Genomic DNA, 10,647 nt, shown 5'->3' with positions numbered 1-10,647 from the left:
GGTGGGTGCCCTTCGTTGCGTCACTGCGCGGTTGGGGTGGGGGGTGCACGGAACGGGGAGTGGACTACGCGCGAGCGCCTCGGCTTCGGCGGCTCACCACGGGGGCCGGTATCCGGTGGTGATCCGGTCTCCGGTACGGCGCCACTTGGGCTCCTTGTCCACGGTCTTGGCGGTGATGGAGCGCAGCTTGCGCACGACGGCGCCGTAGGCCCCGCTGGCGCCGCTCGACACCTTGGCGCCGGGAGGTTCGTCCATGAACGGCATGAACTTGTCGGGGAATCCGGGCATGGTGCAGGCGATGCAGATGCCGCCGACGTTCGGGCAGCCGCCGATCCCGTTCATCCAGCCGCGCTTGGGCACGTTGCACTTGACGACGGGGCCCCAGCAGCCGAGCTTGACCAGACACGTCGGCGAGTCGTACGACAGGGCGAACTGGCCCTGTTCGTAGTACCCCGCGCGGTCGCAGCCCTCGTGCACGGTGGCCCCGAACAGCCAGGTGGGGCGCAGTTTGTCGTCCAGCGGAATCATCGGGGCGGAGCCGGCCGCCTGGTAGAGCAGGTAGGTGAGCGTCTCGGAGAAGTTGTCGGGCTGGATGGGGCAGCCCGGGACGCACACGATGGGGATGCCGGCGTGGGACTTCCAGTCCCATCCGAGGTAGTCCGGCAGGCCCATCGCGCCGGTCGGGTTGCCGGCCATGGCGTGGATGCCGCCGTAGGTGGCGCAGGTGCCGATGGCGACGACCGCGAGCGCCTTCGGGGCGAGCCGGTCGATCCACTCGCTGGTGGTGATCGGCTGGCCGGTCTCCGGGTTGTCGCCGAAGCCGCACCAGTAGCCCTCGGGCTTGATCGCCTCGTTGGGGATGGAACCCTCGACGACCAGGACGAACGGGTCGATCTCGCCCCGTTCCCCCTTGAAGAACCACTCGATGAACGTGTCCGAGCCGCCGATCGGACCGCACTCGAAGTCGATGAGCGGCCAGTGGACGGCGATCTTCGGCAGCCCTGGCAGCACACCGAGCACGATCTCCTCGATGCTGGGCTGCATGGCCGCCGTCAGCGCGACCGAGTCACCGTCGCAGCTCAGGCCCGCGTTGATCCAGAGAATGTGGATCGTGGGCGCCTCGTCGGCGGGCGCGCCGCCCGCGTTCGTGGCATCGACCGTTGCCGGCGTCGCCTCAGTCATGGGACCGCCTCCCGGGGAGGTAAGGGATGAAAGCCTGCTTTTCGGCCTTCGCTCTTCTTCGTAGCAGCCATGCGGCCGCGATGGGATGCCGACGGGGGCCGTTCCGGTGACACCGGCGCCCCTGCCGACCGGGCCCGTTCACGCAACCGGGACGGGACCGAGGTGCGGCGGGGTGCGGGCCGGCCGCACCTTGTGGACGAAGGCGCGGCGCAGCGCGTGGTACGGGGCGTCCGGGTCGTCGAAGGTCCGGCGCATCCGTGCCAGCTCCTGTGCGCGGAACCCGGCCAGCGGGGTCGTGCTCTCCAGCCGGTCCAGCTCCGTCTTCTTCAGGGTGATCCGGGACGCCGTGGCCGGAAGCGACGCCAGACGCGCCGACAGCGCGGCCACCTCCCCCGCGAATCCGCCGGGATCGCTGTCGACGACCCGGTCGACGAGCCCGAGACGCAGCGCGCTCGCCGAGCCGACCGGCAGCGCCTCCCGCATGAGCCGTTCGGCCGTCGCGGAACCCACCCGGCGCGGCAGTGTGTACGTCCAGTACTCCGAGCCGTACAGGCCCATCAGCCGGTAGTGCGGGTTCAGCACGGTTCCCGCGCGGCACCACACCTCGTCGGCGGCCAGGGCGAGCAGCACGCCGCCCGCCGCGGCGTTGCCCGCGACGGCCGCGACCACCAGGCGGTCGGTCGTGGTCAGGACCGCCTCGACCAGGTCGTCGATGGCGTTGATGTTCGCCCAGGACTCGGCGGCGGGGTCGTCGGCGGCCTCGATGACGTTCAGGTGGATCCCGTTGGAGAAGAAGTCCCGCTCACCGCCCAGCACCAGCACCGACGTGGGCCGCGCACACGCTTCCCGATAGGCGTCCAGCAGCCGGCGGCACTGCTGCGTGCTCATGGCCCCGCCGGGGAAGGAGAACGACAGGAAGCCGACGTGCCCCTCCTCCCGGTAGCGGATGTCCGCCCAGGTCAGGTCCCGTACCTCGGGGAGCCGGGGCAGGGCGTGTTCGGGCAGCGGCGGCAGCCGGTCGCCCAGCGCCGACACGGCGGGGAGTTTGAAGGTGGGCGGCTGTCCCGGCCCGCGCCGGGGCCGCAGCTCGGGGATCCACACCGCGCCGTCCGTGGTGGCCCGGCAGACCGCCCCGGACCGGGTGGCCAGCAGCTCGCCCGGACGGCCGCGCAGCTCGCCCTCGGGGTGACCGCCGTGCAGATACCACTCGCCGCCGAGCAGGTCGTCCAGCACCCCGGGCTGCGAGTCGGCCGCGCGCAGCTTGCGCAGGACGTCCCGGGTGGATTCCTCGGCCCAGTCGATCCGCCGGACGCTCTGGTCGAGGTAGGGGCGTGTGCGTGGCCGTGAGCGGGCGCCGGGCGCCTCGGGGCGGGCGGCGGTCGGGTCGGCCGCGTCCTGGGCGCGCGGCATGTAGGTGCCCTCGGCGAAGCGCTCCACCGCGAGCACGACGGCCTCGATCGCGGCATCGGCGATCTCGCCCCGGTACAGCTCGCTCTTGGACACCTGCGGAACGCGGCACGCCACGCTGGCCCACACGTCACCGGCGTCCATCTCCCCGTCGGCCTGTAGGACGGTGACACCCCACTCGCCCACGCCGTCGTGGATGGCCCAGTCCAGGGAGGACGGTCCCCGGTCGCCCACGGGTCCGGGGTGGACGATCAGGCAGGTGTGGGCCGACCACACCTCCTCGGGGATCGCCGTTCTCAGCATCGGCGCGATGATGAGCCGCGGCGCGTGCCGTCGCACGACGTCGGCCAACGGGCTGTCCGGCAGGGCGAGTTCGACGGTCACGGTGTGGCCGCGGTCGCGCAGTTCGGCGTGGGTGCGCTGGGTGAGGCTGTTGAACGCGCTGGCTAGGAGCAGGATGTGCACGGCTGCCTCCGGGCGGACGAGCGGCAGCAGGGATGACCGCCGACCGAGATCCTCGGCCCTGGCTGCCCGCCGCCCCCGGCGACAGACGGTGAGGTCATCCGAAAAGCGGGCGCCCATCGGCCGTCCGGCCTCACCGGCACCCGCCCGCGACGGCTCGGTGGGCCGGCCTCACCGAGCCGGCCGCCGCCCGTTCATGGTCAGTCTCGGCGCAGGCCGCTGGTGATGCGCTCCCACGGGGAGCGGGTGGCGCCGAAATGAGTCTCGTGGGTCCAGATGTGGGTGCACGAACGGCACTGCAGATGGAGCAGGCTGCCGACGTTCGACAGCAGATAGCGCCAGTGCTCGGAGCAGGTGCGGCCCTGCTCACAGGTGTCGCATCCGCGCCGGTCGTCGCAGTTGGGGCAGGCCACCCAGGCGCGCCGGCCGATGTCGGCCTGCGGGTCAAGCGGCAGCATGGCCATCGCCTCTCCGCGGCAGGACACCGGCCGCGACCAGGTCGTCGTACACGCGCTGCTGCTCAGCGTCGAGACCCGAGTACAGCAGTGCGTACGCCGCTTCCTCGCCGCGCAGCGCGGCGACGGGGTCCCAGTCGGCGCCGAGTGCGTCCAGGACGTGCGCGCGCCGCAGCATCTCGTGTGCGCTCAGGTCGATGACCAGATCGGTCGTCGGGCGGGCGTGGGGGCGTTCCGCGGCGGGGTCGTTCGCTGCGACGGGTTCGTTCGCTGCGACGGGTTCGTCCGGTTCGCCGGGAAGGGCGCGGCCGTGGTGGGACATGCGACCGAACGTAGGTAAGCGGCCCCGGCCCCGGCAAGAGCAGGTGGGAGAAGTCACAGGTCGGCGAAGAGGCCGTCCAGTGGGGCGGGCACCTGGTCGGGGGTGAGGGCTTCGACGAGGAGGCGGCCGTAGCGGATCTTGCGGCCCTTCTTCGTGCCGAGGAAGCGGCGCAGTTGCCGGTGCCGGGAACGGCCGTGCTGGGCCGGCTGCCGGACGAAGGTCTGCCAGGCACGCAGTTCGCCCTCGGCCTCGACGATCTGCTCGACGCGCGCGGCGCCCAGCGCACGGATCAGCTCGTCCTCCAGGTCCGCCGCGCAGACGTGGACGCTCGGGCGGGGTGTCCAGGCCGGGTCGAGGCCCCGGTCGTAGAAGGGTTTCTCGCGCTCGTCGCACAGCCCGATCAGACGCAGGCCGAGGCCCGGCTCTCCGAGGAGCCCCGCATAGCGTCCGACGCTCATCGCCCCGCCCATCGACACCACGCTCACTCCCTCGCCGGCCAGGTCACGACCCCGGCGGTCGGCCAGTGCCTCGACGGCCGCGAGGTCGCTCAGCCCTTCCAGCAGAACCGCCGTGTGCACCCCCAGCAGTTCCGCCAGCTCCCTCGCCTGCCCGCCGGGACCACCGGCAGCCCAGCTCGCGACCTCGTCCCGGAACATGCGCATGTCGACCATGCCAAGGAGTCTCCTGCGTACGCCGACGGCCGCGCATCCGATATTCCACCCGGCGACTCCCCGCACCGCCGGCGGCTCTGAGCACCTTCCCGGGCGACGTCGGACCACGGGAAGCGGCGGTGCGGGGAGTCTGAGCGGTCGAGCTGCCGGATCAGCGGACCTCGGTGGTCCGGTGCTCCTTCAGGGACGCGCAGTTGGAGTTCTCCACGTTCACGTACACGTTGGCGATGTTGCCGCCCCAGCTCACGCAGTAGCCCTTGCCGTAGACGTAGGCCGGTCCGGCGAACGACGTGTAGCTGCCGAAGTCGTCGTCGTACTCGTCGGTGGCGGGGACATAGATGTACGTGGACATGTTCTTGGCCGTGCCCGGGTTGGCGCGGATCGTCGCCACGCAGTTCTTGCCGTTCTTGGCGTTGTACGTCAGGTAGACGGTGCCCAGCGTTCCGACGGGCGCGGAGTTGACCGTCTTGTAGGCGCTGCCGCAGACGCCCTGCGGGGTGACGTTGGGTGCGGCGGACGCGGTCGTGCTGAACGCGGTCCCGGCGCCGACCGCCAGTGCCGCTAAGGCACCGACAGTCGCGACATGACGCATCTTTCGCATATTTCCCCCTTGGGTCCTTGGGAGCCCTTTGCTCCCACTTGATGTGACCCTCGGGCGGGACGGATGGTTGCCCCGGGTCTGCCAAGAATTTTTGACGGCCGCGGACAGGCAGGGCGCATGGCCGCGCACCTCCCGCATGGCCGTACCCGGCACCATCGGCGTCCCGATTCAGGCATACGCACATGCCACCTCAGCGCATCTCATATCTCGCTCATGCGAAGCTACAGGCGCGATCAGCATCGCATCTGCGGCAGAATAAGAAGTCCGCCTGGAGTTGAGGAAATGGACCCGTGATGACCCGAACCGCGCGCCGGACCCGCCGATCGATGCGGGCGGCCGCCCTGGGGGCGACCGCTCTGCTCACGCTCGGCGCATGCTCGTCGTCCGACGACTCCACCACCGCGACATCGGGATCCTCCTCGTCCGCCTCGTCGTCGGACGAGGTGAGCGGGACGGTGACCGTGTTCGCGGCCGCGTCGCTGAAGGAGAGCTTCACGACACTGGGGAAACGGTTCGAGGAGGAGCACCCGGGCACCAAGGTCACCTTCAGCTTCGGCGGCAGTGACTCCCTCGCCGCGAGCATCACCGGCGGTGCTCCGGCTGACGTGTTCGCCTCGGCCAGCCCGAAGACGATGGCGATCGTGACGGACGCGGGGGACGTGTCGGGGACGCCCACGACCTTCGTCCGCAACCAGCTGGAGATCGCCATCACGCCGGGCAACCCCGACGGGATCGACTCCCTCAAGGACCTCACCGGGTCGGGCCTGAAGGTCGTGCTCTGCGACAAGGCGGTGCCCTGCGGTGCCGCCGCCCAGAAGGCTCTGGACGCCGCCGGGCTGAAGCTCACCCCCGTCTCCTACGAACAGGACGTCAAGGCCGCGCTGACGAAGGTCGAGCTGAAGGAGGCCGACGCCGCCGTCGTCTACAAGACCGATGTACGCGCGGCAGATGGCAAGGTGGAGGGCGTGGAGTTCCCCGAATCCGCCGACGCCGTCAACGACTACCCCATCGTCCGGCTCAAGGACGCCCCGAACGCCGAGGCCGCCGAGGCGTTCATCGCGCTGGTGCGGTCCGCCGAGGGCCGACGGGTCCTGACCGGGGCGGGGTTCCTCAAGCCGTGACCCTCCCGACCGGCAGGTCCGACGCCGCGGCCGACACCCTTCGGGACGGGCCGCGGCGTCGGCGCGTCCGCACCGGCGAAGGCGGCCGAGGCGTGCCCCTGCCGCTGCTGGTGCCCGCGCTGATCGGCCTGGCCTTTCTGATCGTGCCTCTGGTCGCGTTGCTCGTACGGGCCCCGTGGCGCAGCCTGCCCGAGCTGCTGACCAGCGCGGAGGTGTGGCAGGCGCTGCGGCTGTCCCTGGTGTGCGCCACCGCCGCCACCGTGGTCAGCCTGGTCATCGGTGTGCCGCTGGCCTGGCTGCTGGCCCGCGTCGAGTTCCCGGGACGCGGCCTCGTCCGGGCGCTCGTCACCCTGCCGCTCGTGCTGCCGCCGGTGGTCGGCGGCGTGGCGCTGCTGATGGCGCTCGGCCGTAACGGCATCGTCGGGCGGTGGCTGGACTCCTGGTTCGGGATCACGCTGCCGTTCACCACGGCGGGGGTGGTGGTCGCGGAGGCGTTCGTCGCGATGCCCTTCCTCGTCATCAGCGTCGAGGGCACCCTGCGGGCCGCCGACCCACGTTTCGAGGAGGCGGCCGCCACGCTCGGCGCCTCCCGCTTCACGGCCTTCCGCCGGGTCACGCTGCCGCTGATCGCGCCGGGCATCGCGGCGGGCGCCGTGCTGGCCTGGGCGCGGGCGCTGGGCGAGTTCGGCGCGACGATCACCTTCGCCGGCAACTTCCCCGGCCGTACCCAGACCATGTCGCTGGCCGTGTACCTGGCCCTGCAGAGCGACCCGGAGGCCGCCATCGCCCTCAGTCTGGTCCTGCTCGCCGTCTCCGTCGCGGTGCTGGCGGGCCTGCGCGACCGCTGGATGACAGCGAGGTGACCGAGCCCCGTCCCATGCCGGACTCCCCCGCCCACGGCCCACGGGCCGACGCCTGCGGACAGGGCCTGGACGCCCACCTCGTCGTCGAGCGCGGAGCGTTCCGCCTCGACATCGCGCTGCGTGTCGCGCCCGGTGAGGTCGTCGCGCTGCTGGGCCCGAACGGCGCCGGGAAGACCACCGCCCTGCGCGCCCTGGCCGGCCTCACCCCGCTCACCGACGGCCGTCTGCGACTGGACGGCACGCCGCTGGAGCGTACGCCGCCGGAATCCCGGCCGGTCGGCGTCGTCTTCCAGGACTACCTGCTGTTCCCCCACCTGACCGCGCTGGACAACGTGGCCTTCGGGCCGCGCTGCCGGGGCGCCGGCAAGGCGGCGGCCCGGGCCACCGCCGCCGCGTGGCTGGACCGCCTGGGGCTCGCCGACCACGCCGGCACCAGGCCACGCAGGCTGTCCGGCGGCCAGGCCCAGCGTGTCGCCCTGGCCCGCGCGCTGGCCACCCGCCCCCGTCTGCTGCTGCTGGACGAGCCGCTGGCGGCGCTGGACGCGCGCACCCGTCTGGAGGTCCGCTCCCGACTCCGGCGGCATCTGGCCGAGTTCGAGGCCGTCGCCGTCCTGGTCACGCACGACCCGCTCGACGCGATGGTGCTCGCGGACCGGCTGGTCGTCGTCGAGGAGGGTCGGGTCGTCCAGGAGGGCACCCCGTCCCACATCGCCCGTCACCCCCGCACGGACTACGTCGCCCAATTGGTCGGCCTGAACCTCTACCGGGGCGAGGCCGACGGTCACACCGTCCGCCTCGGCTCCGGCCCCTCCATCACCACCACGGAAGTGCTGTCCGGCCCGGCCTTCGTGGTGTTCCCACCGAGCGCGGTCACGCTGTACCGGGACCGCCCGACCGGCGCCAGCGCCCGCAACCTCTGGCGCTGCGCGGTCGCGGGCCTGGAGACCCACGGCGACCGGATCCGCGCCGACCTCACGGGAGAGCTGCCGCTCGCCGCGGACCTGACCACGGTCGCCGCCGCCGAACTCGGCCTCCACCCGGGCGCGGAGGTGTGGGCGGCGGTGAAAGCGATGCAGACGCACGCCTATCCCGTGTGAGGCGGCATACGGGCGGGTGGGCCCTGTGCCGGAAGCGTCGGGGCGCGTGCACCGAGTTGGCGCGCCGGGTGAGTCTCGGCGGCGGGCGCGGTTACCTTCGGCGGTATGGACGGTGATGTCGGACGCTGGCGCCGGTGCCTGCTCGGCGGGGCCGTGTTCGCCGTCTGCATGGCCGGCACGACCCTGCCGACCCCCCTCTACGGCCTCTACCAGGAGAAGTTCGGCTTCTCCGAGCTGACGGTCACCGTGGTCTACGCCGTCTACGCCTTCGGGGTCATCGGGGTGCTGCTGCTGGCGGGCAACGCCTCGGACTCCGTGGGCAGGCGTCCGGTGCTGCTGTGGGGCCTGGGATTCGCGGCCGCGAGCGCCGTCTGCTTCCTCTGCGCGACCGCGTTGGGCTGGCTGTACGCCGGGCGCCTGCTGTCGGGGCTGTCCGCCGGCCTGTTCACCGGGGCCGCCACGGCGTACGTCATGGAGTTGGCGCCGCCCGGCGGGGCCTCGCGGGCCACGTTCGTGGCCACCGCCGCGAACATGGGCGGGCTCGGCTGCGGCCCGCTGCTCGCCGGGGTGCTGGCGCAGTACGCCGACCACCCGCTGTATCTGCCGTTCGCCGTCCACCTCGCGCTGGTCGCCTGCTCGGCCGTCGTCCTGCTGCGGCTTCCGGAGACCGTACGGGAGATCCGGCCGCTGAGCACCGTACGGCCGCAACGGCCCAGCCTGCCCCCTCGGGTACGGGCGGTCTTCGGGCCGGCTGCGGCCGCCTCCTTCGTCGGCTTCGCCCTGTTCGGGGTGTTCACCTCGGTCAGCCCGGCCTTCCTGGCCCAGTCCCTGGACGTCCACAACCACGCGGTGAGCGGGCTGGTCGTCGCGCTGGCCTTCTTCTCCTCGACCGCCGGACAGCTGGCCGTCGGCCGGGTCGGCATGAGCCGGTCACTGCCCCTCGGCTGCGCCGGGCTCCTCGCCGGGCTGGCACTGCTGGCCGGCGCTCTGCGCTGGGACCTGCTGCCGCTGGTGGTGCTGAGCGCCGTCGTCGGCGGGGTAGGCCAGGGGCTGACGTTTCGTGGAGCGCTCTCCGCCGTGGCCGCCGCCTCCGAGGCGGACCGGCGCGCTGCAGTGATCTCGGCACTGTTCGTGGTGGCCTACACGGGTATCTCGGTGCCGGTCATCGGCGTGGGACTGCTGGCGGAACCGCTGGGCCTGGAGGATGCCGGGCTGGTGTTCATCGCGTGCATGGCGCTTCTGGTGTCGATCGCGGGCATCTACCTGCTGCGGCGGCCGGCGCCGGCGCCCTCCGAGGTCGACCGCGGGCGCTGACCGCGTTCGGGCTCGGGGCGGGGGCGGGTTCTCGCGGCAGGCGGATGGCGGTGCCGCAGGGGGTTGCGGCGCCACAGGCGCCACAGGTGCCACAGTGGGCCGCCGGCGCGCGGCCTGTGCGCCTGTGCGCCTGTGCGCCTGGCGCCTGGCGCCTGGCGCCTGTGCCAGGAAGCCGGGTCGGCTGGGATCCGGCTCGGCAGGGATCCGGCTCGGCTCGCCCGACCGCCGCCCACCTGCCGGGGCGGGCGGGCCACGGGCAGCGGGCCGCCGCCGCTGGCAGGATTGCTCGACGCCCGCGTTGCGAACCACCGCAAAGCTTTCCAGCCTGGTGCTCGGCCGGCGGCGGATTGCGCCAGGCATGGCACTCCCTGGCGCCACTTGGCGCCATCTCGGGCCACAGCAGGCGCCTACGGGGACGTGACACCACAGCGACCCTCGCCGACGCCATCACGTTTTCGCAGATCAGAGCCCCATTCACCTCCGTCGAGAGAGAAAAGTCGCGAGGAGACTTGCACATGGAGCCACTATGGCGCCATGATGGCGTCATGGACCTCACGCCGTATGTCGACACCCTCCGCCGCGAACTCGCGGTGGCCGCCGAAGCCGGCGGCGAAGAAGCACGCGAGCTGGCCGAGCGGCTCACCGCCCCCCTGGAGTCGGCGACCCGGCTGACCATGCTCAACGTGCTCTCCGCCGCGATGGACGAGATCACCCGCGAACTCGCCCCCGGCTCGGTCGACGTACGGCTGCGCGGGCTCGACCCCGACTTCGTCGTGACACCGCCGCCCGTCCACCGCGGCGAGCCCGCCGAACCGGCCGCCCCCGTGGAACCGCTGCCCGCCGCGTACCCGGCCGACGGCGACGAGGGCGGCACCGCTCGCGTCAATCTGCGTCTGCCCACCCAGCTCAAGGCCCGCGCCGAGGAGGCCGCGAACCGCGAGGGGCTGTCGGTCAACGCGTGGCTGGTGCGCACCGTGTCCGCCGCGGTCGAGGGCGGCGCCCGGCCGACGCGTACGACCGAGCGGGCCCGGACCGTCGGACAGAGCTTCACGGGCTGGGTGCGCTGACCGCGCCCTCCGCCCGCACCACTTCACCCGCGTCACTTCACCCACACCACGTCCCACCAGCGGGGACGACCCAAGAACCCATGAG

At 72.4% G+C, this 10,647-nt stretch carries 11 protein-coding genes and 1 pseudogene; 6 read left to right on the top strand and 6 right to left on the bottom strand.

Translation table 11 applies throughout. From position 1 onward, the window contains the following. Positions 1-93 precede the first annotated feature (93 nt). From STRBO_RS0121165 to STRBO_RS0121140, 6 genes are all read right to left on the bottom strand, one after another. On the bottom strand, positions 94-1,182 hold the full coding sequence (locus STRBO_RS0121165) for an NADH-quinone oxidoreductase subunit B family protein (RefSeq protein ID WP_005474056.1): 1,089 nt from the start codon (positions 1,180-1,182) through the stop codon (positions 94-96). Between the two features lie 138 nt (positions 1,183-1,320). Next, a complete protein-coding gene (locus STRBO_RS0121160; RefSeq protein ID WP_020114734.1) occupies positions 1,321-3,054 on the bottom strand; it encodes a hydrogenase maturation protein in 1,734 nt (577 codons plus the stop codon). Between the two features lie 197 nt (positions 3,055-3,251). Beyond that, positions 3,252-3,509, bottom strand: a complete 258-nt coding sequence (locus tag STRBO_RS0121155; protein ID WP_037627905.1) for a hypothetical protein — start codon at positions 3,507-3,509, stop codon at positions 3,252-3,254. Beyond that, a complete protein-coding gene (locus STRBO_RS0121150; RefSeq protein ID WP_005474062.1) occupies positions 3,496-3,828 on the bottom strand; it encodes a DUF6400 family protein in 333 nt (110 codons plus the stop codon). The genes STRBO_RS0121155 and STRBO_RS0121150 overlap by 14 nt, the downstream gene beginning before the upstream one ends. Positions 3,829-3,881: 53 nt before the next feature. Beyond that, positions 3,882-4,499 (bottom strand): TOPRIM nucleotidyl transferase/hydrolase domain-containing protein, encoded by a 618-nt coding sequence (locus STRBO_RS0121145; protein ID WP_005474064.1) that lies wholly within the window; start codon positions 4,497-4,499, stop codon positions 3,882-3,884. Between the two features lie 151 nt (positions 4,500-4,650). Next, positions 4,651-5,100 carry a hypothetical protein gene (locus tag STRBO_RS0121140; RefSeq protein ID WP_005474066.1) on the bottom strand — a complete coding sequence of 150 codons (450 nt, stop codon included), beginning with the start codon at positions 5,098-5,100 and terminating at the stop codon, positions 4,651-4,653. A gap of 332 nt (positions 5,101-5,432) precedes the next feature. Between STRBO_RS0121140 and STRBO_RS45955 the strand changes: the two are divergent. The 6 genes and pseudogenes from STRBO_RS45955 to STRBO_RS0121115 form a co-directional block, all read left to right on the top strand. Further along, a pseudogene (locus STRBO_RS45955) lies at positions 5,433-5,540 on the top strand (molybdate ABC transporter substrate-binding protein); the annotation flags it as partial. A 3-nt stretch (positions 5,541-5,543) separates the two neighbouring features. Then, positions 5,544-6,221, top strand: a complete 678-nt coding sequence (gene modA, locus STRBO_RS0121135; protein WP_381212881.1) for a molybdate ABC transporter substrate-binding protein — start codon at positions 5,544-5,546, stop codon at positions 6,219-6,221. Beyond that, positions 6,218-7,084 carry a molybdate ABC transporter permease subunit gene (gene modB / locus STRBO_RS0121130; protein WP_005474069.1) on the top strand — a complete coding sequence of 289 codons (867 nt, stop codon included), beginning with the start codon at positions 6,218-6,220 and terminating at the stop codon, positions 7,082-7,084. Before modA ends, modB begins: the two co-directional genes overlap by 4 nt. Positions 7,085-7,098: 14 nt before the next feature. Further along, entirely contained in the window at positions 7,099-8,181 is a 1,083-nt protein-coding gene (locus STRBO_RS0121125; protein WP_005474072.1) for an ABC transporter ATP-binding protein, read from the top strand. A gap of 105 nt (positions 8,182-8,286) precedes the next feature. Continuing rightward, the gene (locus tag STRBO_RS0121120) at positions 8,287-9,495 is read left to right on the top strand and encodes an MFS transporter (protein ID WP_005474074.1); all 1,209 of its coding nucleotides are present in this window, start codon (positions 8,287-8,289) and stop codon (positions 9,493-9,495) included. Positions 9,496-10,040: 545 nt separating this feature from the next. After that, positions 10,041-10,562 (top strand): toxin-antitoxin system HicB family antitoxin, encoded by a 522-nt coding sequence (locus STRBO_RS0121115; protein ID WP_005474076.1) that lies wholly within the window; start codon positions 10,041-10,043, stop codon positions 10,560-10,562. Positions 10,563-10,647: the final 85 nt, after the last annotated feature.

The sequence above is a fragment of the Streptomyces bottropensis ATCC 25435 genome (assembly GCF_000383595.1).
Lineage (GTDB): Bacteria > Actinomycetota > Actinomycetes > Streptomycetales > Streptomycetaceae > Streptomyces > Streptomyces bottropensis.
Note: the sequence above shows the minus strand (reverse complement) of the source record. Positions and strands in the feature narration are given on the sequence as shown.

Coding starts and splice junctions, on each gene's coding strand:
- STRBO_RS0121140 (WP_005474066.1), bottom strand. CDS start 5,100: ATGCGAAAGATGCGTCATGTCGCGACTGTCGGTGCCTTAGCGGCACTG.
- STRBO_RS0121165 (WP_005474056.1), bottom strand. CDS start 1,182: ATGACTGAGGCGACGCCGGCAACGGTCGATGCCACGAACGCGGGCGGC.
- STRBO_RS0121145 (WP_005474064.1), bottom strand. CDS start 4,499: ATGGTCGACATGCGCATGTTCCGGGACGAGGTCGCGAGCTGGGCTGCC.
- STRBO_RS0121125 (WP_005474072.1), top strand. CDS start 7,099: ATGCCGGACTCCCCCGCCCACGGCCCACGGGCCGACGCCTGCGGACAG.
- STRBO_RS0121115 (WP_005474076.1), top strand. CDS start 10,041: ATGGACCTCACGCCGTATGTCGACACCCTCCGCCGCGAACTCGCGGTG.
- STRBO_RS0121155 (WP_037627905.1), bottom strand. CDS start 3,509: ATGCTGCCGCTTGACCCGCAGGCCGACATCGGCCGGCGCGCCTGGGTG.
- STRBO_RS0121150 (WP_005474062.1), bottom strand. CDS start 3,828: ATGTCCCACCACGGCCGCGCCCTTCCCGGCGAACCGGACGAACCCGTC.
- STRBO_RS0121120 (WP_005474074.1), top strand. CDS start 8,287: ATGGACGGTGATGTCGGACGCTGGCGCCGGTGCCTGCTCGGCGGGGCC.